Annotated in this window: 21 protein-coding genes; 13 read left to right on the top strand and 8 right to left on the bottom strand. The window is 67.7% G+C overall.

The features are described from left to right. Positions 1-96: 96 nt before the first annotated feature. Genes NTY77_17740 through NTY77_17700 form a run of 9 tightly spaced genes read left to right on the top strand, consistent with a single transcriptional unit; the run spans position 97 to position 10469 of the window. Complete coding sequence (locus NTY77_17740; protein ID MCX5797338.1) at positions 97-1071, top strand: rod shape-determining protein MreC; 975 nt, start codon at positions 97-99, stop codon at positions 1069-1071. Continuing rightward, complete coding sequence (mreD, locus tag NTY77_17735) at positions 1068-1538, top strand: rod shape-determining protein MreD (protein ID MCX5797337.1); 471 nt, start codon at positions 1068-1070, stop codon at positions 1536-1538. Before NTY77_17740 ends, mreD begins: the two co-directional genes overlap by 4 nt. Then, the gene (mrdA, locus tag NTY77_17730) at positions 1535-3415 is read left to right on the top strand and encodes a penicillin-binding protein 2 (GenBank protein MCX5797336.1); all 1881 of its coding nucleotides are present in this window, start codon (positions 1535-1537) and stop codon (positions 3413-3415) included. The genes mreD and mrdA overlap by 4 nt, the downstream gene beginning before the upstream one ends. 31 nt (positions 3416-3446) lie before the next feature. Next, positions 3447-5558, top strand: a complete 2112-nt coding sequence (locus tag NTY77_17725; protein MCX5797335.1) for an Rne/Rng family ribonuclease — start codon at positions 3447-3449, stop codon at positions 5556-5558. After that, complete coding sequence (locus NTY77_17720; GenBank protein MCX5797334.1) at positions 5558-7165, top strand: N-acetylmuramoyl-L-alanine amidase; 1608 nt, start codon at positions 5558-5560, stop codon at positions 7163-7165. Before NTY77_17725 ends, NTY77_17720 begins: the two co-directional genes overlap by 1 nt. Next, positions 7165-7962: a glutamate racemase gene (gene murI, locus NTY77_17715; protein MCX5797333.1), complete on the top strand. Its 798-nt coding sequence runs from the start codon at positions 7165-7167 to the stop codon at positions 7960-7962. Before NTY77_17720 ends, murI begins: the two co-directional genes overlap by 1 nt. A gap of 50 nt (positions 7963-8012) precedes the next feature. Continuing rightward, the gene (gene rho / locus NTY77_17710; protein ID MCX5797332.1) at positions 8013-9149 is read left to right on the top strand and encodes a transcription termination factor Rho; all 1137 of its coding nucleotides are present in this window, start codon (positions 8013-8015) and stop codon (positions 9147-9149) included. Then, positions 9146-9529, top strand: a complete 384-nt coding sequence (locus NTY77_17705) for a Rid family detoxifying hydrolase (GenBank protein MCX5797331.1) — start codon at positions 9146-9148, stop codon at positions 9527-9529. The genes rho and NTY77_17705 overlap by 4 nt, the downstream gene beginning before the upstream one ends. Next, entirely contained in the window at positions 9513-10469 is a 957-nt protein-coding gene (locus NTY77_17700; GenBank protein MCX5797330.1) for a hypothetical protein, read from the top strand. Before NTY77_17705 ends, NTY77_17700 begins: the two co-directional genes overlap by 17 nt. Here NTY77_17700 and NTY77_17695 read toward each other — a convergent pair. From NTY77_17695 to NTY77_17670, 6 genes are all read right to left on the bottom strand, one after another. Continuing rightward, positions 10436-11770: a hypothetical protein gene (locus tag NTY77_17695; GenBank protein MCX5797329.1), complete on the bottom strand. Its 1335-nt coding sequence runs from the start codon at positions 11768-11770 to the stop codon at positions 10436-10438. The genes NTY77_17700 and NTY77_17695 overlap by 34 nt on opposite strands. 544 nt (positions 11771-12314) lie before the next feature. After that, positions 12315-13028 carry a sulfite exporter TauE/SafE family protein gene (locus NTY77_17690; protein MCX5797328.1) on the bottom strand — a complete coding sequence of 238 codons (714 nt, stop codon included), beginning with the start codon at positions 13026-13028 and terminating at the stop codon, positions 12315-12317. A gap of 5 nt (positions 13029-13033) precedes the next feature. Continuing rightward, a complete protein-coding gene (locus tag NTY77_17685) occupies positions 13034-13537 on the bottom strand; it encodes a ferritin family protein (GenBank protein MCX5797327.1) in 504 nt (167 codons plus the stop codon). A gap of 8 nt (positions 13538-13545) precedes the next feature. Beyond that, the gene (locus tag NTY77_17680) at positions 13546-14265 is read right to left on the bottom strand and encodes a cytochrome c biogenesis protein CcdA (protein MCX5797326.1); all 720 of its coding nucleotides are present in this window, start codon (positions 14263-14265) and stop codon (positions 13546-13548) included. A gap of 4 nt (positions 14266-14269) precedes the next feature. After that, complete coding sequence (solA, locus tag NTY77_17675) at positions 14270-15397, bottom strand: N-methyl-L-tryptophan oxidase (GenBank protein MCX5797325.1); 1128 nt, start codon at positions 15395-15397, stop codon at positions 14270-14272. After that, the gene (locus NTY77_17670) at positions 15394-15816 is read right to left on the bottom strand and encodes an NYN domain-containing protein (GenBank protein ID MCX5797324.1); all 423 of its coding nucleotides are present in this window, start codon (positions 15814-15816) and stop codon (positions 15394-15396) included. Before NTY77_17670 ends, solA begins: the two co-directional genes overlap by 4 nt. A gap of 106 nt (positions 15817-15922) precedes the next feature. Here NTY77_17670 and NTY77_17665 point away from each other — a divergent pair, with 106 nt between their 5' ends. From NTY77_17665 to NTY77_17655, 3 genes are read left to right on the top strand one after another with little or no spacing between them, the layout of a single operon-like run. Then, complete coding sequence (locus tag NTY77_17665; protein MCX5797323.1) at positions 15923-18226, top strand: protein kinase; 2304 nt, start codon at positions 15923-15925, stop codon at positions 18224-18226. A gap of 2 nt (positions 18227-18228) precedes the next feature. Continuing rightward, entirely contained in the window at positions 18229-18552 is a 324-nt protein-coding gene (locus NTY77_17660) for a hypothetical protein (protein MCX5797322.1), read from the top strand. A gap of 6 nt (positions 18553-18558) precedes the next feature. Then, positions 18559-20289 carry a hypothetical protein gene (locus NTY77_17655; GenBank protein MCX5797321.1) on the top strand — a complete coding sequence of 577 codons (1731 nt, stop codon included), beginning with the start codon at positions 18559-18561 and terminating at the stop codon, positions 20287-20289. 12 nt (positions 20290-20301) lie between these two features. On the opposite strand, the gene NTY77_17650 is transcribed toward NTY77_17655, so the two are convergent. Together NTY77_17650 and NTY77_17645 are read right to left on the bottom strand one after the other, a co-directional pair. Beyond that, positions 20302-20808 (bottom strand): hypothetical protein, encoded by a 507-nt coding sequence (locus tag NTY77_17650; GenBank protein MCX5797320.1) that lies wholly within the window; start codon positions 20806-20808, stop codon positions 20302-20304. Beyond that, a complete protein-coding gene (locus NTY77_17645; GenBank protein MCX5797319.1) occupies positions 20805-22247 on the bottom strand; it encodes an aldehyde dehydrogenase family protein in 1443 nt (480 codons plus the stop codon). The genes NTY77_17650 and NTY77_17645 overlap by 4 nt, the downstream gene beginning before the upstream one ends. Before the next feature lie 140 nt (positions 22248-22387). Between NTY77_17645 and NTY77_17640 the strand changes: the two genes are divergently transcribed. Continuing rightward, positions 22388-22738: a hypothetical protein gene (locus NTY77_17640; GenBank protein MCX5797318.1), complete on the top strand. Its 351-nt coding sequence runs from the start codon at positions 22388-22390 to the stop codon at positions 22736-22738. The last annotated feature ends 36 nt before the right edge of the window (positions 22739-22774 follow it).

The raw sequence follows: 22774 nt of genomic DNA, 5'->3' as shown, positions 1-22774 counted from the left end.
CAGGACCCTGAAGGCCGTTCCTCTTGAAGGTTCCGTTCGCTAACGGACTGAACGGCTAAGACGAGCACGGGCGGGCTGCTCCCGCCCCTGCTGACAATGCATCGCGAGACACGAGTTTCGAACTATCTCCTGGCCGCACTCTCGGCGCTGGCGCTGGCGCTCCTGTCGCTGCCTCTGTCCGCGCCCGTGCGGGCCTTCAAGGCTGGCGTGGTCTACCTGCTCAATCCCGCGGTCTATTACGGGGCCAAAGGCGCGCAGCGGCTGGCCGACGCGCCGCCCGGCTTGGCGCGCTTGCTGCGCGCGGACCTGGACAACATCCAGCTCCAGGCGCAGCTGCGCGAAGCCCTTTGGCAGAAATCCGAGCTGGAGGCCCTGCGTACGGAGAATCGGCGGCTGGCCCAGGCCCTGGGGCTGACGCCGCCGCGGGGGTATATCCCATTGTGGGCCGACGTGATGGAACGCGACCCGCTGCATTGGTACAACAGCATCATGATCAGCGCCGGCGCTCAGCAGGGCGTGACCCTCAACGCGCCGGTCTTCGGCGAGCAGTCTGGAGCGTTGGTCGCCGTCGGCCGCGTCATCGAGGTGCGGCCCGGCTCGGCCCTGGTGCTCCTGGTGACGGACGAGGCCTCCTCAGTGGCGGCCTACCTCTCCACCTCCGCGGTGGAGGGCTTGGTCCAGGGGCAGGGCGGACCGCGCCTGCGCATGAACTATCTTCCTGCCGAGGTCGCCTTGTCCACGGGCGACCTGGTCTATACTTCGCCCACCAGCGCCACCTTCCCGGGGGAGATCCTGCTCGGGCGCGTCATGGCGATCAATCCCCGCGATCCCTTCCTCACCTTCCAATCGGTGGAGGTGCGGCCGGCCGCGGACGCGGCGGCTTTGAGCCAGGTGATGATCTTGCGGCCCGCCGGCGCGGCGGGCCAGGCGGCCGCTTCCTCCGGCCCCGCGCCCTTGCCCCTGCTGCCCGCGCGCAAGTCCAAGGTCCCGCCGGTCGCGCCTCAGGTCAAGAAGAGCTCGGGGACCGCTCTCTCGTCGCCGGTCGTGGACGACGGGATGGAGGGGCTGTGAGCCATCTCCGAGGCGCCGTGCTGTTCCTGGCCGCGGCGCTCCTGCAGTGGTGGTGGTCCACCAGGCTCTCGCTCTGGGGGCTGAGCCCGCAGATCCTGCTCGTCTTGACCGTGGCCATGGCCGCCCGGCTGGGCGCCAATTCGGGGATGTGCTACGGCTTCCTCTGGGGGCTGTTCCTCGACGTCCTACGGCCGGAGCTCTTCGGAGGCAATGCCTGCGCTTTGATGCTGGTCGGTTACGGCACGGGGGCCTTGCGCCGGCAGATCGACGTGCTCGATGTCGTCTCCCAATACGTGATCGTGTTCTTCATGACCTGGGGTTACTTCCTGCTCTATGGCCTCCTGGGAGCCGTCTTCGCCAAGCAGTTCCTCTGGGCCGGCTGGCCGGCGTTCCTCTGCGACCCGCTCTACAACTGCCTCATCGTGCCGTTGGCCGGCTTGGCCTGCGCGTGGCTGAGGGTCCGATGAGCCGGGAGAGCGGCGAGCGTCTGGCGCGGTTGGAGGCCCTTTGGGTCATGGTCTACCTGACCGGAGCTTTGCTGGGGCTGCGGCTGGTCCAGCTGCAGATCCTGCAGCGGGCCGAGTACCAGCAGCTGGCGGAGATGAACGCCACGAAGATCATCTACCAGACCGCGCCGCGGGGGCTCATCTACGACCGCCGCGGCACTCCGGTGGCCGCCAACCAGGAGGCCTTCTCGCTGATCTACATACCGCCCAAGAAAGGGCAGCCGACCCCCGACCTGGAGTTCCTGGCCGGCCAGTTGGCGCGCGAGCTCGGGCGCGATCGCGACGATCTGCTGGAGACCCTGCAGCAGGCGGTGCATGAGGAGACCGCGCTGCGCTTGGCCGAGAACCTGCCGCGGACCGCGATGTTCCGGCTCTCCGAGCTCAAGGCCATCTACCCCGGCGTGGAGCTCATCGTGGAGGCGCGGCGCTCCTATCCCTTCGGCCGCTTCGCCAGCCATCTGCTGGGCTACATGGGGAAGATGGACTCCCGCAGCTGGCGGGCGCTCAAGAACAAGGGGTATCGGGTCGATGCGCGCATCGGGAAGATCGGGCTGGAGGCCGCCCTGGAGGCGGAGTTGCGGGGCCATGACGGAGGCTTGCGCATGCTGGTCGACGCCCAGGGCCGCCTGAAGAAGAAGCTGGAGAGCTTCCCCGGCCTGGCGGGCAGCAGCATCCATCTGACGATCGACGAAGCCGTGCAGAAGGCGGCTGACGAAGGCTTGCGCCGTTCCGCGACCGGCAAGGGAGCCGTGGTCGCGCTGGACCCGCGCAGCGGAGCCATCCTGGCCCTGGCTTCGGCGCCGGACTTCGATCCCAACGCCTTCCTGTCGTCGGACCCCGCGGTCGTCAAGGACGCGGCGGCCTCCGCGGAGGAGTTCAACCGCGCCATCGCCGGGACCTATGCCCCCGGCTCGACCTTCAAAGTGGTGGTGGGGGCCGCGGGCTTGAACGAGGGGCGCTTCACGGTCGACGACGCCGTCTACTGCCCGGGCTACCTCGAATGGGGCAAGAACATCTTCTTGTGCTGGGAGCACAAGGGCCACAAGACGATGACTTGGTTCCCCGCCCTGACCCACTCCTGCGACGTCTACTTCTACCGCATGGGCATGCGCACGGGCGGCGCGTTCATCGAGAAATACGCACGCATGTTCGGCCTCGGCGAGAAGACGGGGGTGGTGGCCCTCAAGGGGGAACAGCGGGGCAAGCTCTTCGGCCCGAGCATCCGGGAAAAGGCCGGGCTGGCCTGGTACGATGGAGACACCATCAATCTGTCCATCGGCCAGGGGCAGATGACGGTGACCCCCATCCAGATGGCTGTGCTGGCCGCGGCGGTCGCCAACCGGGGCACGGTCTGGAGGCCCTACTACATCGACCGCATCGCCTACGCGGACGGCCGGCCCGAGTTCAAGCAGAGCCCGGAGAAGCTCAGCCAAGTGGTGCTCAAGGATGAGGTGTGGCAGGACCTGCATCAAGCCTTGCGGCTGGTCATCTCGTCGGGGACCGGAGTGGCGGCGAGGACCGCGGGCCTGGACGTGTCGGGCAAGACGGGCACCGCGCAGACCACGGGAGCCCCGGACCATGCCTGGTTCATCTCGTTCGCCGCGCGTCCGGGGGAGCTCCCCGGCGTGGCCGTGGCGGTCCTGGTCGAGAATGGCGGCCATGGGGCCTCGGCCGCAGGCCCGATCGCGCGCGCGGTCATGATGGCCGCTTATGGCATGGAGGACAAGAAGCCGGCGTCCGCCGAGCCGGTCGTTCCGCAACCCGGGGCCATGAACCCCGACGCGCTTCCTCGCGGCATCCGGGGCGCAAGCGCTCCAGTGCCGCCTAGGGTGCATTGAAGGATACCTTTTCCAAAGTGAGGGATTTGCCATGACGAACGAAGACAAGGATCTGACGCAGACGACTCCGCCCGCGACGGCCGACGCCGCATCCGCGGCGTCGCCCGCAGAGCCCGCGTCGGCCCCGGCACAGCCGCCCGCGGCGGCGCCGGAGGTCCCGGAGGACACGGGCAGCCAGCGGGAGGAGCTGTATCCGAGAGCGGACGCGGTCATCGCGAGCGAACCGGAGCCGGACTACGGGACCGCGCCGGAGACCGTCGAGGGTGAGGATGAGGAAATCATCATCGATGAGGCTGGGGAAGACGATGAACTCGGTCCTGAGGCTGAAGACGCCGCACCCCTTCCGGGAGCGGAGAACGCCAGCCCTTCAGGGACGGCGCGTCCTGACGCGCCGTCCGCGCCGCCGCCGCCGGCCGCTCAGCCGCAGCAGCCGCCTGCCCAACAGCCCCGGCACGAGGGGCGGGGCCGACGGCGCGGCCGCGGCGGACGCGGCGGAGAGCACGGCCGCCAGGAACAGGGCCGCCAGGAACAGGGCCGCCAGGGACCGGGCCGCCAGGAGCCAGGCCGGCAGGAGCATGGCCGACAGGAGCGCCAGCGCCCGGAGCGCGACCGGCCGGAGCATGACCGGCGGGGCGGCGAAGGGCATCGCGGCCGTTCCGAGCGCGGCGGCGAGCGCGAATACCGCAGCGACCATCGCGGCCCGGGGCCCGCGGTCAAGCGCGAGCTTCTGGCCAACACCAACTTCGAGGAGACCCGCATCGCGATCCTGGAGAACGGCCGCATGGCCGAGCTCTTGTGGGAGCGCAAGAGCAGCCAGAATATCGTCGGGAACATCTACAAGGGAGTCGTCGAGAACGTCCTGCCCGGCATCTCCTCGGCCTTCGTGAACATCGGCTTCGAGAAGAACGCCTATCTCTACATCTCCGACGTCCTGGGGGAGAAAGGCGCCGCCATCGACGCCACCCTCAAGAAGGGGCAGCACATCATGATCCAGGTGGCCAAGGAGGCCATCAGCACCAAGGGCGCGAAGGTCACCATGGACGTCTCTTTGCCCGGCCGCTACCTGGTCTTCACCCCCTTCCAGGGGTACGTCGGCATCTCCAAGCAGATCGGCGACGCGGCGGAGCGGGCGCGGCTCTCCGCCATCGTCGACCGTCTGGTGGCGGAGCACCTGGGCGGCAAGGGCGTGGTGGTGCGCACCGAGGCCGAGGGCGCGACCGAGGCCGACCTGGAGCGCGAGGTGAAGTACCTGGCGCAGAGCTGGGCCCAGATCCAGAAGAAGTTCGAGAGCGACCCGCCGCCCGGCCTTTTGCACAAGGACCTGGACCTCGCCCTGCAGGTGGCCCGGGACCTGCTCTCGGACAAGGTCTACGTCTATCTGCTCGACAACAAGGACCAGCACAAGAACGTGACGGAGTTCGTGGAGGCCATCTCCCCGGAGCTCAAGGAGAAGGTGAAGCTCTACGACGCCAAGACCCCGATGTTCAAGGCCTTCGGCTTGGAGGGCGAGATCGAGGATATGCGCCGCACCAAGGTCCCTCTGCCCAACGGCGGCTCCATCATCATCCAGGAGGCCGAGTCCCTCTGCGCCATCGACGTCAACACCGGGCGCTTCACGGGCTCCAAGTCCCAGGAGGAGACCGTCACCGTGACCAACATCGAGGCCGCCCACGAGGTGGCGCACCAGCTGCGCCTGCGCAACATCGGCGGCATCATAGTCGTGGACTTCATCGACATGCGCAAGGCCTCCAACCGCCAGAAGGTGATGGAGGCCTTCGCCCACGCCAGCAAGGGCGACCGGGCCAAGATCCGCATCCTGCCCATCACCCGCCTGGGCCTAGTCGAGCTGACGCGCGAACGCAAGCGGGAGTCCACGGTGAGCCTGATCACCGACGAATGCCCGCAGTGCAAGGGCTGCGGCCGGGTCCTCTCCGGCGAGACCCTGCGCATCCGCATCCAGCGCGAGATCAAGCAGATGACGGGCGGCCGGCCCGGCGGGCAAGTGCGGCTCCTGCTGCACCCGGGCTTGGCCGAACAGTTCCGCGGCCAGCAGGTCTCCATCGAGAAGAACGTGGCCCGGACCGTCAAGATCCAGAGCGACCCGTCGCTGCCCTGGGAGGAGTACCGCATAGTGCTGGAATGATGCCCGCGCGATTCTGGACGTTGACGCTGTCCCTCCTCCTCGCCGCCGCCGGCGCGCGCGGCGAGGAGCTGCAGGTCACGCTCGGCGGCCGCTATCACGAGCCGCTGACCGCCTATAAGGTCGGCGGTCGCCTGTTCATCAACGCCAAGCAGGTCGGTGAGCTCTACGGCGGACAGGTGTACTGGTATCCGGTCTCGGGGCGGGTGCAGTTCGGCTTCCGGAGCCGGGTCCTGCAGCTGGTGGCGGGCTCCGCCGAAGCCTCGATCGACGGCCGGACGGTCTCTTTGGAGGATCCGGTGCTGCTGCGCGCCGCGCAGGCCTACGCGCCGCTCGCCTTCTTCCTGGGGAAGGATTTCAGCGAGCTTTCCGGGATGGAGAGCCGCTTCGACGCGCGCGCGCGGCTCTTGACCGTTGACCGGCGCAGCAGCGTGGGCGGCGTGCGCTGGTACTCCTACCAGGACTACACCCGGGTGGTCTTGGAGCTCAAGAAGCCGCTGGGACACAGCGCGGCCGCGCGCGGCGTCCAGGGAGTCGAGGTGAGCATCCCTTTCGGCGTCATCGAGTCCTCCGAGCAGGAGACGGTCGATGACGGCCTGGTCGCAAGCTTCGGCCTGCGCCAGGAGCCCAAGGCCGTGCGCTGGAGCGTGCGCTTCGCCCGGCCCGGCCTGAAGTGGCGTTTGCGCGAGCTCTCCGAGCCGCGGCGCCTGGCCCTGGAGATCTCTGCCGCGGACCCCGGGAAGGTGGTGCCGGAGGGTTCTGAGGACGATGCTCCCAGCGCGGCCGGAGCTCCGCCGGCGGCCCCGGCCGCCCCCGTCTTGGCCTCCACGGCCGCCGCGGTCCGGCCGGCGGCCGCTCCCGCCGCCGCCCCTGTCTCCGCGGCCGTGCCGGCCGGCGAGCCCCTGCGCCGCATCATCATCATAGACGCTGGGCATGGAGGCAAGGACGGGGGGGCCACGGGCCGGCGGGGGACCCTGGAGAAGGATGTCAACCTGGCCGCGGCCAAGGAGCTGGCCAAGCTCCTGGAGCAGGAGCGGGTCTTCGAGGTCATGCTCACGCGCAACGACGACACCTTCGTCCCTCTAGACGAGCGCTCCCGGCTCGCCAACGACGGGCATGCCGACCTCTTCGTCTCCCTGCACTGCAACGCTCACCGCAATGCCAGGGAGAACGGCTTCGAGGTCTATTTCATGTCGGAGAAGGCCTCGGACCCGGAAGCCGAGCGCCTGGCCCAGTTCGAGAACTCCTCCTTGGAGTTGGAGGGCAAGACTCCCGCCGATGCGGAGGCGGAGCTGATCCTGCACGCCATGATCAAGACCGAGAGCATCAACGCCGCATCCGAACTGGCGGCCCTGGTGGCGCGGGACCTGCACAAGCGGGTGGACTTGGCGCAGCGCGGGGTCAAGCAGGCGGGGTTCTACGTGCTGCGCGGCACCGACGCTCCCGCGGTCCTCATCGAGATGGCTTTCCTCAGCAACCGCCGCGACGAGGCCAAGCTGGGCAGCCCGCGCTACCGCAGCCGCCTCGTCGATGGGATATACGCCGGCCTGGTGGATTATGCCAAGCGCCAGGGCTGGCTGGCCCAGAGCGCCCGGAGCGCCGCGCGATGATGAAGGATAGACCGATCGGGATCTTCGACTCGGGACTGGGCGGGCTGACCGTGCTCGAGGCGGTGAGCCGCCGCATGCCGGAGGAGAACCTGATCTACTTCGGCGACACCGCCCATGTCCCCTACGGATCCAAGTCCCGGGAGACCGTGACCCGCTACTCCTTGGAGGTCGCGCGTTTCCTGGCCGGTAAGCGCATCAAGGCCTTGGTCGTGGCCTGCAACACCTCCTCGGCCCTGGCCTTGCGCGCGGTGGCGCGGAGCCTCGAGGTGCCGGTGCTGGGCGTGATCCAGCCCGGGGCCGACGCCGCGGCCGCGGCCACGCGCAACGGGCACGTGGGCATCATCGGCACCGAAGCGACGATCGCTTCGGGGGCTTACACGGCGGCGCTGCGCTCGCGCCTGCCCGGCGTGCGCGTGGCGACCGCGGCCTGCCCGCTCTTCGTGCCGCTCGTGGAGGAGGGCTGGTGGAGCCGCCAAGCCACGACGCTGGTGGCCCGCGCCTATCTGGGCGGCCTCAAGCGCTCGGGCATCGACACCTTGGTTTTGGGCTGCACGCATTACCCGCTCCTCAAAGGAGTCCTGCGGCGCATCATGGGGCCGCGCGTCCGCCTCATCGACTCGGCGGAGCAGACCGCCCTGGAGACGGAGCGCCTGCTTCTGAGCCTGGGGCTGCGCCGGGCGGGCGGTCGCGGGCGGCGCCGGTTCTTCGTCTCCGATGCTCCCCGGCGGTTCTTGAAGCTGGCGCGGCGTCTGCTGGGAGTGCGGGTGGGGAGCGTTGAGCTGCACGCGTTCGATTGACGCGACGATTTCCGACTGGATAGGTCGGGCTGTATGGAGAGGTAAGGAACATGAACGAAGACAAGGCGGGCGGACAAGGCGGCGGTCAACCGGGCGGCGGCTCAGGCAATCAGGGCGGCCAGCCCGGGCCTGGCGGCCATGGGCACGGCGGAGGGCACGGGGGCCACGGCGGCCGGCACTTCCGGTTCCGCCGGCGGCGCGGCGGCGGCGGCGGCGGCAACCCGCAGCATCAGCAGAACCCGCAGCACCAGCATCAGCAGCGCCGGCCGCAGCCGCACGGCGGCCAGCCCAACGTCCCGCGTCCTCCGGCTCAGCCGGTGCGCACGGCCGACGAGGTCGCGTTCATGGAGAAGACTCCGGTCGATCCGCATCAGTGGATCAACCTGGAGAAGGGCTCGACGGACCCGTCCATGCGGGCCTTGGACCTGCTCTGCCCCATCGGCAAGGGCACCCGGGGCCTGATCGTCTCGCCGCCCAAGGCCGGCAAGACGACCTTCCTCAAGCAGATATCCAACGCGGTCCACGGCGTGGACCCGGCCATCAAGCAGTTCTGCCTGCTCATCGACGAGCGGCCCGAGGAGGTGACGGACTTCAAGCGCAGCGTGCCGGCCGAGGTCTGGGCCTCGTCGAGCGACCAGGCCTATGAGCGCCACCGGGAGGTCGCCGAGAACCTCATGCGCGCGGCCATCACGGCGGCGGCGCAGGGCGCCGACGTGCTCATCCTGCTCGACTCGCTGACCCGCTTGGCGCGCGTGCACAACCAGTTCGCCGTGGGCAACCGCACGATGAGCGGCGGCCTGGACTCGCGGGCCATGGAGATCCCGCGGCGCTTCTTCGGCGCCGCGCGCAAGCTGGAGGAGGGGGGGTCTTTGACCATCCTCGCCTCCATCCTGGTCGACACGGGCTCCCGCATGGACGACATCATCTTCCAGGAGTTCAAGGGCACGGGGAACATGGAGCTGGTGCTCTTCCGCTCGGCGGCCGAGATGCGCATCTTCCCGGCCCTGAAGGTGCGCGACACCGGCACTCGCAAGGAGGAGAAGCTCCTGCCTCCCGACATCCTGGAGGGCGTCTATAAGCTGCGCCGCGCCTTGGCGCCGCTGAGCGAGCTGGATGCGACCAAGGCCATGCACGACCTGCTGATGACGCACAAGACCAACAAGGCTCTGCTGGCCTCGCTCAAATGAGGACCGCGATCGCGACGTCCGGCGCGCCGCAGGCTATCGGGCCCTACTCCCAGGCGGTCCAAGCGGGGGACTGGGTCTTCGTCTCGGGACAGCTGCCGTTGGATCCAGCGGGCGGGGCCATGCCCGCGCCAGTGGCGGAGCAGACGGAGCTTTGTCTGCGCAACGTGGCCGCCATCCTGGGCCAGGCCGGTCTGGAGATGAAGGATGTGGTCAAGACCACGGTCTTCATGACGGACCTGAAGCAGTTCGCGGCCATGAACGAGGTGTACGCGAGACATTTCCCGGCCCCTTGCCCGGCCCGGGCGGCCGTGCAGGTGGCGGCCCTGCCCAAGGGCGCCGCCGTGGAGATCGAGGCGGTGGCGTTTGCTGGGACAAAATAAGAGAGCCCTGCTGCGTCTGGCCGCGGCCCTGATCCTGGGGCCGCTTTTGAGCGGCCTGGTGCTCTCGCGCGGCGTCGGAGTCCTCGCCGAGTGGCGCACGCTGGTCTTTCCCTACCTCTGGCTCTACCTGTTCATCGAGGGGCGGGTGACGCGCCGGGCCTTGAGCGACGGGCAGGTGTTCCTGTTGGGCGGCGCCTTCTCCTTCGTCTACGACGGCCTGTTGACCAAGCGGATGCAGGACAGCTTCGCCATCTCCGGGCTGGACTGGGTGGCGGTGCTGGGCGGGCCGCTGGAGTGGGGCATGACCGTGGTGGTTTGGCTGCACTGCCTGCAGGCCTTGGTGCCCCGGGATGAGGAGCCGGCGGGCTTGCCGGGGCAGAAGGCGCTGGTGGTCGGCATCCCGGCGCTCGTGGCCGTGGTCTATCTCTGGAAGTCGGCTTTCGGCCATTTCCGGGTGGAGCATTCCCTGGGGCCGATGTGGCTCATCGACGACCTGCTGCTGGCGGGCGCGGCGGTGTGGCTGTGGCGCCGCTACCGGCGCAGCCTGGATGAGCCCTCCTACCACCATCCGGCGTGGGTCTGGGTCCTGGCGGGGCTGGGCTTGTGGTTCGTGGGCTCGGGGCTGTTGGCCGAGGCGTGTCTGGGCTTATCGGCGCCCAAGGTCCTGTCCTACACAGTGGAGACCTTCTGGCTCGCGGCTCTGGGGATATTCTCGTGGGTGACCTGGCGCGACCGGCACATCTACAGCGACGAGCCGATGCGGCGCAGCCGGCCGGTCCTGGCCGCGGCGGCTTTCCGCGTGTTCGGGACACTGCTCCTGCTCAAGATATTCGGAGCCTCAGACGACCCGCGCATGGCCTTCTGGTCCGGGCTGTTGTGCGATTGGCCGTCCAAGGTGCTCTTCTACTACGCCTTCCTGACCTCCCGGCTGGAAGTCTGAGCCTGCGGCGGCATTCGCGCCCAGAGCTTCCGGAAGTAAAGAGAGACCTCGCCCTTCATCTGCCGGAGCACGGAGAAGATCGCGGCGGGGTCCTTGAGCGCCGAGTGCTCGGGGTCCAGGCGGAAGCCGGAATTGGCGTCGAGCATGTCCGCGTGGGTCGCCGCGAACGCCGCCGTCGCGTTCTCCGGATTCAGCCCGCCGGCCAAGGCCACGGGCTTGCCGGTCTGCTCGTGCACCCGGTCGATGATGGAACGGGCGACGTTCCAGTCGTTGGTCAGGCCGGTGCCTCCGATCTGGTCCCGGGCGGGATTGGCCGAATCCAGCAGTAATCCGTCGATGAACGGCTGCGAAGCCAGCGCGACGGCCTGAGCGAGCAGCCCGCCCAGGTCGGCCGGCTCCCCGGTCCGCGGGAGGCTCAGGGCCTTGATGATCTTGGACCCGGGGAAGGCTTTCTTGACCTTGGCGATCTCTCCGAGCGGCATGGCGTCGTGGATCTGGATGATGTCGGCGGGAGAGGAGCGCCCGGCCCGGCCGGGCTGGACGCGCCGAGCGATCCGGCCGATCATCCCGATCAGCGAGGCCGCGCGCACGGCGTGCGTCACGAAGGCGATCCGGACCGGCACGCCCATGCTCTTGGACGTGTCGCGGATGTAGCGGACCAGCTCGGGGGCGTCCTTGGTGGCGACCTTCTCCCGGGAGAAATGGGTGATGCCGACCAGCAGGCCGATGATCAGGTTGTCGGCCTGGGCGCTGCGCGCGGCGCTCAGCGCCGCAAGCACGCTGGCCTTCTCGTTGACCCCGCAGACCTTGACCCCGGGGGCGGCGCTGCGGACGGAGTTGTCGAAGATGTCCGCCTGCGGCGTCTCCACGGCCTTGGCCAGGCGGTCCACCAAGCTGGGGTCCTGGGTCGAGGCGATCGGTGTCTTCACGGCAGCGCCTTCGGACTCAAGTGCGACCTGGGGCGTTTCGACGATGGGAGACGCGGGAGCGGCGCCTGGGCCCGGCGCCGCGGCCATGACCCCGGCCTGCGCCGCGAAGATGGGCGCCGCAGGCAGGATCGCGGCGGCGCTCACTGTGACTTTGGCGCCCGCGACCTTCGGAGCCTGCGGTATGGCAAACGCATTGGAAAGAGAGGCCGGGGCCATGAGGGAAACTGCTCCGTGTCCGAAATCGGCGGCGTTGGCGGATATGACGGGGATCGCGGTCGCAGCGGCGCCGGTCTGGACGGAGGTCCGCACCACGGCGGCCGAGCAGCTCGGCCCGGGGAGCGCGGCCAGAGCTAGGAACAAGGTGGTCAGCATGTGAGAGTTCTCACGATAGTATAGACGGATGCCATCCTGCGGCGAGGGTCGGATGGCCCATCGGGGCCGGCCACAAGTCCTAGCCCTTTCCAGGGTGCTGATGAAGTCCGTCTTGCTCGCGGGCGAGCTTTGCTCGCCCGCAACCGCCAGACACGGAGTGTCTGGGCGGCAGGACCATTTGGCTCTGCCATCTTCTGAAGCAGCACAATGCGGCCTGCCGGTCCTGCGTTATCGGGGAAGACAGCCTAAGGCGTGTCGGGCTGAAGCGATCCTGCCGACCCGCTTCCGTGCCTTGTGGACGCACGGTACCCGCCCGCCTTCCTTGAGGGCAGGCGCGCGGCTGAGATCAAAGCGGGGCACCGGGCCTGGTCCGTCGGCTATCCGTCTGGTCTATACCCTGGGCCATGCTGTGTCCGGACACAGTCGCCTCGACTGCTCCCTCGTATCAACTGGGCGGCCAGTTGGTATACGGGCACGGACCGGCATGCGCCCCCGCAGTTATTGCGGGTTTGTCAGCAGCCCGCTGGCGGGTCGGGCCGATGGCCTAGAGGCCCAGGAACACGATGGCGGCGCCGCAGAGGGCTATGGAGCCGCCGGCCAAGGCGTGGGTGTAGCGGTCCATGCGGCCCAGGCCGACCAGGCTCAACCCTTTGTGGCCGAGGAACACGGCCGCGAGCATGGTGGAGATGGTGGCGGCGAAGAAGCTCGCCGTCACCAGGCCGAGGCCCCACAGGCTGCGGGTGGCCGCCGGGTACATCAGGATGGGGATGAGCGGCTCGCAGGGGCCGAACACGAATATCGTGAAGAGCACCCAGGGCGTGATGTTGGCCCGGGGCCGCTCATGGACGTGCACGTGGGCCGCGCCCAGATGGTCGTGCACGTGCTCGTGGACGCCCTCTTCTTCGTGGGCATGGCGATGGCTGTGCGGCTTGCCGGCCAGGGCCTGCCGAAGCCCCCAGACCATGTAGAGCAGCCCGAAGACCAAAAGCAGCCAGGCCGCGACCTGGCCGCGGTACGCTTCCAGCGGGACCACACGGCTCAGGGCCGCGCCCAAAGCGATGCCGACCATGCCGATGACCACCGAACCCCCCACATGGCCTATCCCGCAGAGGAAGGTGATGAAGGCGGTCTTGCGCCAGGACCAGTCCCGGGCCTTGGCCATGGCGATGAAGGGCAGGTAATGGTCCGGCCCCATGAGGGTGTGGAAGAAGCCCACGGAAGCCGCAGTGAGGCAGAGGACCTGGATGTCGCGGGTCACTGGGGTCAATACTCTTCGAGGTGGTTGAACTCCGCGTTCTCCAGCCACATCTGGGGGCGGGAGATGAACTGGATCATGTTGTCGAGCAGGAACATGTGCCGGTTCTCTTGGTCGCAGAGCCGCAGGAACACGTCCCGGAGGGGCTTGAGGGCCGTGCCGTCGGCCTGGGCTTTGTAGAAGTCCCGGGACCTGCGCTCTATCTCCAGGGCCTGCAGATAGAGCGCCTTCTGGTCGGTCCCCACGGCCGCGAAGGCCTTGCGCGCGGCCATGCCGGAGAACACGCTCTTGGCGCCGCTCAATACGCTGGTCTCGGTCAGGGTCGGGGAGGCGCCCTTCTCGAGCTCGCGCAGGATATGGGCGTGCTTCACTTCGTCGTCGGCCAAGCCGGTGAGGATGAACTGCACCCCTTTGTCCGGGGACTGCGCCGCCAGGTCGCGATAGAACCTCTCCCCGTCCTGCTCCATCTTGATGGCGAAAGCGAATACCTTCGGGGTCGCGTTCTTGGTCATGGTTGACCTCAGTGCGGAGAGGGGGATGGGAGCAGGCGCATCAGCCAGCTCATGCGGTTCGAAAGGATCAGGACGCCTAGAGCCATCAACAGCACGCCCGCCGCGATCTCACCCCAGCGGATGAAGCGCTTGTAGCGCGCGAAGAAGCTCAGGAAAGCGTTGATGCCCAGGCCGGTCAGGATGAAAGGCACTCCCAGGCCCATGGAGTAGACCAGGAGCAGGCCCACGCCCTGGGCCACGGTCTCCTGCGTGGAAGCCAGAGCCAATATGCCGGCCAGGATGGGCCCGATGCAGGGCGTCCAGCCGAAGGCGAAGGCCAATCCCATCAGGAACGAGCCCAGCAGGCCCGGCCCCACCTTCGAGGTGTCCGCGCGCTTGGTGTAGTAGAGCCACTTGATGGGGACCAGGCCTGTCATGTGCAAGCCGAAGACGATGACCAGAACGCCCGCGATCCGGCTCAGCAGGACCTGGTGCGCGCCCAGGAGGTGCCCCACGAACGAGGCCGAGGCGCCCAGCGCGGTGAACACGAGAGAGAAGCCCAGCACGAAGAAGACCGCGGCCAAGGCGGCCCGGCGCGTGACCCCGGGCTGGATCTCCCCGGAGGCAAGCTCTTCCAGGGACAGGCCCGACATGAACGAGATATAGCCCGGCACCAAAGGCAGGACGCAGGGCGAGAGGAAGGAGGCCAGGCCGGCCAGGAAAGCCGCTGTGACGCTCACCGAGTGCATGGCGCTAGAAGCGGTTGAGCCGGAAGCGGTGCAGGTTCAGGTCGGACTTGCCGCCCACCATGAGCTGGGCCATGGCCTGGCCCACCAGCGGTGCGAACTTGAAGCCATGGCCCGAGAAGCCGGTCATGAGATAGCCGTTGGACACGTCGGGCAGGCGGTCCATTATGAAATCCTCGTCCTTGGTGCTGGTGTAGTAGCAGACATGGCCCTCTTGCTCGGTGAAGCCCGCCAGCTCCGGGATGAAGCGCTTGAGGAAGGTCCGGACCTTGCGCTCGAACTGCGGCGTGATCTCGCGCTCGTCCACGTCGCCCGGCTTGCCCGGGGGCCCCTTGCGGTTCTCCGCGATCTTCATGAAGCCGTGGATGTGCATGGGAACGCCGTAGAAGCCCTGGCTCTGCACGTAGAACGGGGGGAAATGCTCCTGGCGGTAGCGGCCCCGGTTGTACGGCGGCCGCAGGTAGAGCTGCTGCTGGCGGGTCACCTTGAGGGGCAGGCGGTAGCCCTTGAGCAGCTCCGTCGTCCAGGCCCCGGGCGCGAACAGGAAGCTTCCCGCCTCGTGGAGGCGGCCCGCCGTGTCCTTCAGGGCGGTGATGACGCCCTTGGCCTTGACCAAGGAGGCGACCTGCGTGTGCGTGCGGACCTTGGCGCCCTTGCGCTGGGCCAGGCCCAGGATCGAGGAGACCGCGCGCATGGCCCAGATCATGCCCCCGTCCTTGTGCAGCAGGCCGAAGCGGAAGGCCCGGGAGTTCATCATGGGGTAATGGCGGCGGATCTCCTCTTTCTGCAGGACCTGGAAGGGGATCCGGTGGTCCTTGAGCACCTGGACGCAGTGCTCCACGTAGCCGTGGGCCTGCACGGCCAGATCCAGGAAGCCGTTCTGGACGAAGAACTTGTCCGAGCTCTGCGCGCAGAGGTCGAGCCAGAGGGGCAGGGCCTTGGCCGCCATCTCGGTGTAAAAGGCGTCTTTCCCATAAGTCATGCGGAAGGTCCGGAGTTGGTCGCCCGAGGCCCCGTGCCGGTTGGGCACATCGGCCAAGTCGAGCACGGTGACCTGCCGGCCCAGCTGGGAGAGCGCGTAGGCCGCGCTGGCGCCCATGATGCCTCCGCCCACGACGATGACTCTGTTCTTCATGGCTTGTCCGTGAACCGCCTCTCGATGCTGCGCAACAGTCTCTCCAGCCCTTCTCCGGCGCGGACCGTCATCCAGCGGCCGCCTTCCTCCCGGGCGCGGCGGCCGAGGTCCCCGTCAGCGGTGACCACCGTCACGCTACCCTCGCGCCCGAACGACCCCGCCCGGACGCGGTCGAGGATGAGCGAATCCGCCGACTCCTCCCAGGCGAAGCGCACGCGCAGGTTGGCGGCTTCCCGCGGGACCCGCTTCCAGCGCCGCCCCTCCCCGTCGAAGAAGATCTCGACCTCCGCCCGGCCGGCCAAGCTGCCGCAGAGCACGGCGAAGGATTCGACCAAGGTGACGCAGTCGCTCTCCTCCTGCTCCCGGAACTCGGCGCCGCCGTAGCCCCAGAGCACCCGGACCACATTGGTCCCGTCCACAAAAAAACGGCGGCCCGGAAATCGCCGCCCCCGTCTCAGAAATGGCCGGGTCGGCCCTTGACAGACTCGGCGGCGCTCCCTACACTTTTGGTAGACTGGAGCTGCCATGTTCCCGCGCGCGGCCCTTGGGGCCGCAGGCGTCTTCTTCCTTTTGCTGGGGTCCCTCGCCGGCGCGGCTCCGCCGTCGCCCGACGCCCAGCCTCAAAGCGCCCCGGTCGACCGCAGCGCGGATGCCCACGCCACGGTCCAGACCTTGCGGGTGATGTTCCAGGCCTTGCCGGAGAGCACGGTCAAGACCAAGGTCCTGCCGGTCCTACAGCGCATAGACGACGCCGCCACGCGGCTGCCCAAGGACAAGCGCGAGGCCTTCGTCACCGAGAACCTCCCCGAGCTCACCTCGTTGGCCACCAGCCTCTCTCCCGACGCCGTGCCCAAGGATGTCCTCAAGAATATCCAGAACCGGGCCGCCTATATGAACAACCGGGCCAACCGCTGGGACGAGGCGGCCCGGCTCTCCGCCCAGGTCCTGAGCTTGGACCCGGTCAATCGCGATGCCCTGCTCAACCGCTCCAACGCCGAGTACGGCCTCAAGAACTTCAAGAGCGCCTTCGAATACGCCGACCAGGCCGTCAAGCTCGATCCCAACGACCCGGACGGCTACACGGCCCGGGCCCTGGCCTCCTATGGCCTGGCCGATTACCTGCAGACCATGGAGGACGCCCGCCGCGCCCTGGCCATGAACCCCAACGACCGCACGGCCCACGCTCTGATGCGCCTGGCCGAAGGCCGGGTGCCGCCGATCACCATCCACGACATCAAGAGCCGGCTCGAGGTGGAGGTGCAGCGCGAGTATCATGGGATGGTGACCCAGCTCAACCAGGTCGAGAATCGCAGCCAGGAGCCCCTGAGCGCGCCGAACTCCGCGGCGGTGGGGCGCCTTCTGCACGACGCGGCCAGCCGCATCGCGCTCAAGGACTACTACGCCGCCGTGGCGGCCGCGGACAAGGTCCTGCACGAGGACCCCAACAACACCGCGGCCTACTACTACCGCGCCGCGGCCTATAACCTCATCGGCCAGTACGACAACGCGGTCTCCAACGCCAGCCAAGCCTTGACCATCAATCCCACCGAGACCGCGGCGCGCGACGCGCGCTCCTTCGCCTACAACCACCTGGGGCGCTTCAACGACGCGCTGGCCGACGCCAACCATTCCCTGGAGCTCAACCCCAAGAACGCCTACGCCTTCGCCAACCGGGGCTTCGCCCACGAGAAGATGGGGGACCTGGAGTCCATGGTGGCCGACCTCAAGAAGGCGGCCGAGATCAACCCGCAGTTCGAGCCGGTCTATCACGACGCGGCCGCGGCCTACGGCTTGGACCTGGCGCCCACCGCGAGCCGGGCCGCCGCGCCGCCGGCGCCTGTGGTCACGCCCCGGCGCAAGCAGTTCCTGGTCATCCTGCTGAGCTCGGTGGCGGGGGGGCTGCTCATCGCGCTGGGGCTGCTGCATGTCTTCGGCGCGCGCTGGGCGCGATCCGCGCCGCCGGCGCCGCCCGTGGGACTGGGGGTGCGGGACCTGCGCGTGAAGTCAGCCATAGACGAGTCTTACGCCATCGGCCAGGCGTTGGGCCAGGGCGGCATGGGCGTGGTCTATGAGGCCGTGGACAAGGCCTTGGGCCGCAAGGTCGCCATCAAGATGCTCCTGGATGAGTTCCAGATCGACGCGGCGGCCAAGGCGCAGCTCCTCGACGAGGCGCGCACGGTCGCGGCGCTGCACCATCCCCATATCGTGGACATCCACTCCATCGTCTCCGACCAGAGGGGGCTCTATCTGGTCTTCGAGTTCCTGTCGGGCCGCTCCCTGGCCGAGCTCCTGTCGCGCCAGGGCCGGCTCCCGCTCGCCTATTCCCGGGACCTCCTCAAGCCCGTCTGCGCGGCCCTCGATTTCGCGCACCGCCACCACGTGGTGCACCGCGACCTCAAGCCGGCCAACATCATGATCACGGATCAGGGCATCGTCAAGGTGATGGACTTCGGCATCTCCCGGCGGGTCAAGGACACTCTGCAGACGCTCACCGGGCGCAAGCTGGGCTTCGAGGTCACCAACACGGTGGCGGGCACGCCCTACTACATGGCCCCCGAGCAGGAGCACGGGATGGTCCGCCCGGAGTCCGACATCTACTCCTTGGGGACCTGCCTCTACGAGATGGTGACGGGCCGCCGCCCCTACCCGCCGCCGGCCAGCTTCGCCCAGAAGATGGCCGCCGACTACCCCAAGCCCTCGGCTTTGGAGCCGTCCTTGCCGCGCTCCTTCGACGTGCTCATCGACGGGGCCCTGCATCCGGACCCGGACCAGCGCATCCGCACGGCGGCGGATTTCCGGGCTTTGCTCGACGCGGTGCGCACTTCCTGACCATGGCGAGTTCCGGGACCACGTTGACCCTTGCGCTGCTGGTGGCGGGCGGAGCCATCGGCGGGGGCTATTATCTTTCCCTGAGGCAGAAGGCTGAGCGGGAGAAGTCCTCGGCCCAGGTGGAACTGCCCCTGTCGCGCGTTTCTTCGTTCTCCCTGGAGGATTACTGCCGCGAGCGGCACAAAGCCTATTCGGATTATCTGGCGGTGCCGGTGCGGGGCTGCCCCCCCAAGGCCCCGGCCGAGGTGGCGGGCCTCATCGAGGCCGTGGTGGACTACCGGCAGTGCGCGGGGACCGGGCTGGTGCCTAAGCCGCAGGCGCCCTGACACCTTGTGAAGAGATTCTTCGCGGTCGTCTGCATCATGGTCGCCGCAAGCCCGGGGGCTTTCGGTTTCGTCTACAGCGAGCACAAGGCCGTCGGCGACAAGGCTTGCCGGAATTTCATCCAGGCCTTGGTCCAAGACGGGGTTTTCCCGAGCACGGACGCGGCTCTTTCGTTCTTCTCCGAGAACCTGGGGGCCCAGTATGACCGGGAGAGCGATACGGTGTATTTCACCAAGCTGTCCAACCCTCCGAACCTCGCCACTTGCGGCGTCCTCAACGCCCTTTCCGGAGACTATGAGGAGAACCTGTTCACCCTCAACGAGGGCCTCTCCTACAGATACTCGGACACCAACGCGATCATCCACCTGCAGAACGTGGCGATGGCGGATTTCAAGGACAGCGCGGCCTATTCCGATATCATCAAGATCAAGCCCAAATTCCCCTACATGGCTCTGATCAACAACGGCCATTTCTTCGACTACGGGGATTCCCTGGAAGACCAGATCCGGCAATTCGAGAAGCCGGACCTGGAACTGCTCAAGTCGCCGAAGAACGGCCCGGACGTGTTCCGCGACCTCGACTCCGACAATCTGCTGAGAGAATATCTGACTTTGCACGCCTTCGCCATCCACCTGGCCCAGGAAGCCGGTAAATGCGCGCAAAGCGACAAGGCCCGATCCGCCACGGACCTGTCCTATGCCTTCATGTACAACGCCTTCGCCGACCACTTCCTGGAAGACTCCTTCGCCTCGGGCCACATGGTCGTCAACCGCACCATATTCGGCGGGATCATCAACAACAAGGCGCTCCACGATTTCTACAACAGGATCGGCCTGGACGTGATGAACCTCGGAGGCGAGATCTGGAAGACCTACGGCGACCACATGCTCTTCCGGGGCGGAAAGCGTTGGAAATCCGCGGACACCTACGACCATCTCGCCTGGCGGGAGATGCCCGAGGCGGCGGTCAAGGTGACCGCGGCGGTGACGCAGTCCTTGCTCGAGGTCTGGCGGGCCTATGACCGGGCCCGGCAAGGCGACCCCGACGATATCCTCGCCCGGGTCCCGGACGATGAGGAAAAGTTCCAGGGGTTCTTCATAGACAACTTCGCGGCGCTCTCCATGATGCCGGTCCCGTTCGGCAGCGACCTCGACGATTACAAGCTCGACCCGGCCAAGCTCGCCGAACTCAAGAAGGTCAACGCCCCGCTGTCGCAGCGGAATTTCGTCAGGACCAGGGTGGCTAATTCCGTGATATTGAACCTGGGCACCTACGACATGTGGGGGACCCCCCGGGACTTCTACGGCCTGCGCCTCAACATGAGCTCGTACAACAACTATCATGACGCGCCGGACAAGACCGGGACCGTGGACCAATGGGTGGGCTACACGGGGTCCGTCAATCTCGCTGCGAAATATTCCGAAGCCAGCGTCTCGCAGTACAAGGTCGGCGGCACCTACAACTGCGACGTCTGGGTTTCGCGCAAGAGGTATTTCGGAGTCTACTCCTACCTGGAGACCGGCCTGCAAAGCCGCAGCGGCCAGCAGCACCTCTTGCTGAGCCCGGCCGTGGGCCTGCAGTTGGGTCCGCTCATCGGCCTCGACAATTACACTTTGCCCAGGTGGCTCTGGGTGCCCCTCCAACTCATCGTCCCGCTGAAGTTCGTGTTCAACCCCAACTACGCCGTCGGGGCCAAGCCCGCCTACAACTTCTACGGCGAGATCGACCTGCTCTTCTAGGGTCCGCTCCTTTCAGCCTCCCGGCGCGTCCTCTCCGGCGGCGCCGGTCACGAGCAGCTGGGAGGCCCGGCAGAGGAGCGCGACCGCGATCGAGCAGAAGAACACGCCGATCCCGAAGATGACGCCCTCCAGGCCCTCGGTGTTGAGTATGCGGTTGGGCAGCTTGACCGCCTGCACGGTGGTCTCCATGAGCAGGCCGAGGATCAGGAGCAGCAAGCCGTAGAAGTGGCAGGTCTGGTTCTCGAACCGTTCCTCGACATGCTCATGGAGCGGGCAGAGCTTGAAGAACTTGAGCAAGGAGGCCCTTTCCTCGATAGCCACCCCGTAGGCGATGAGGATGGTGCCTATCCCGTCGAGCATCAGCTCGATCTCGTTGTAGTCGTTGGCCGGAGTGGCCAGCAGGCGGGCGGCGTGATAGATGGTCAGGGTGGAGATGACCACGATGATGAGGTTGAAGAGCACGATGGAGGGCCGGCTGGTCAGCACGACCCCAAGGATCTGGGTTAATCTCTTTTTCATGGTTCGATCCTCTTTCCCTTGGCCCCGTAGGGATACCACCACGGCTTGGCCTTCTGCTCGAAATCCCAGTGCACGTGCTTGGCCTGCTGGAACTCCCGCAGACCCTCCTCGCCCAGCTCGCGCGAGGCCCCGCTGGCCTTGAAGCCGCCGAAGGGGCCCGCGTCGTTGTCGGTCAGCGGGTCGTTGATCCAGATGCTCCCCGCCTGCACGCCCTCGAAGAACTGCTTGACCCTGCGGGCGTCCAGGGTGTAGAGGTTGGCGCCCAGGCCGTAGGGCGAGTCGTTGACCAGGCGCACGGCTTCGTCGAAGTCCTGGTAAGGCATGACCGGGCAGACCGGGCCGAAGGTCTCCTCGCGCATCACGGCCATCCCGTGGTCCACGCCGGAGAGCACCGTCGGCTCGTAGAAAAAGCCCTTCTTGAGCTTGGCCGGCCGCCGGCCGCCGCAGACCAGCCTGGCTCCGAGCCGGAGGGCCTCGGCCACCTGCGCCTCGACCTTCTCGCGGCCCGCCGCGTCGATGAGCGGCCCAACGTCGGTCCGCGGGTCCATGCCGTCGCCGACCTTCAGGCTCTGCGTGAAGGCCTTGAGCCGCTCCAGGAACTCCCGGTAGATGGACTGGTGCACGTAGACCCGCTCGGTCGCAGTGCAGACCTGGCCCGTGTTGAGGAACGCGGCCCAGGCCACGGCCTTGACCGCCACCTCCAGGTCCGAGTCCTCGCAGACCACGAACGCGTCCTTGCCGCCCAGCTCCAGATGCGTCTTTTTGGCCATCCCCGCGCAGGCCGCGGCCACCTGCTTGCCCATCTCCAAAGAGCCGGTGAAGGCGATGAGGTCCGTGCCGGGATCCCGCACCAAGGCCTCTCCCGTGGGCACGCCTGCGCCGGTCACGATCTCCACGACGCCCGCGGGGAGGCAGGAGTAGATCTCCCGGCAGGCCACGGTGGACAGAGGCGTCTGCTTCGGCGGCTTGAGGACCACGGTGTTGCCCGCGGCCAGAGCCGGGGCGAGCTTCCAAGCCGCCAGCAGCAGAGGATAGTTCCAGGGCACGATGGCGCCCACCACGCCGTAGGGCTCGTGGAGCACGAAGGCCAGCTGGCTGGCCTCGATGGAGGGGATGACCCGGCCGCGCTCGGCGCGGCAGAGCCCGGCGTAGTAGTCGAAAGCCGAGGCGCACCAGCCCACCTCGTCGCGATTCTCGCGCAGGGGCTTGCCGCCTTCCTTGGTGAGGAGCACGGCCAAGCGCTCCGTCCTGTCCCGCAAGCCTCGGGCGACGCGCTGCATGAGCTCGGCCCGCTCATGCGCCGGGGTCCGGCGCCACTGCGGGAAGGCCGCGCGCGCCCGGGCCACCGCGGCGCAGACCTCCGGGGCCCCTTGATTGGGGATCTCGCCTACGACCTCTTCGGTCGCTGGATTGATGACCGGCAGCTTCTTCGTGCTCATGGCTTCCCCCGGGAAGACGTCGCTGTCCAGAGTATCCTCAAAATCACCCCCCAGGGTCAAGGCGGCGGTGCGGGCAGGGGCCTAGGAGGGTAGGACCTTCGACCCTTTCTCGAACGGGGGGTGTCCCCTATAATGTCGGTATGAACTGGGATTCCCCTTTACCGACCAAGCTGTTCATAGGCGCCGCCGGGGTCGTCCTCGTGGCCGGTTGGGTGGTCACGCACATGGACCGGATGCCCACGCTTTCGGCAGCGTCGGATATCGCCGCCGTGTCCGATAGCGGGATGCGCGACGCCGTGGCCTCGCCGGCCCTGCCTATGGCCGCGGGCGGCTGGCTCCAAGCCGCGGCGCTCAGCCGTGGGGCGCAAGTCCCCTCTCTCCTCAATCCCGTCAAGCAGTCTTTGCCTCCGCGCCCGACCTCGGGCCGCGCGGTCTTCTCGGCCCGGCGCGTCATCGTAGACTGGGTGCCGGGGTCCTTCGCCTCCCGCTAGCCCTTCTCCTCCAAAAATCCGCTAGAATTCCGGGTA

The organism is Elusimicrobiota bacterium (genome assembly GCA_026388095.1).
In the GTDB taxonomy this organism is placed as follows: domain Bacteria; phylum Elusimicrobiota; class Elusimicrobia; order UBA1565; family UBA9628; genus UBA9628.
This window is presented reverse-complemented; position numbering and strand designations above follow the sequence as displayed.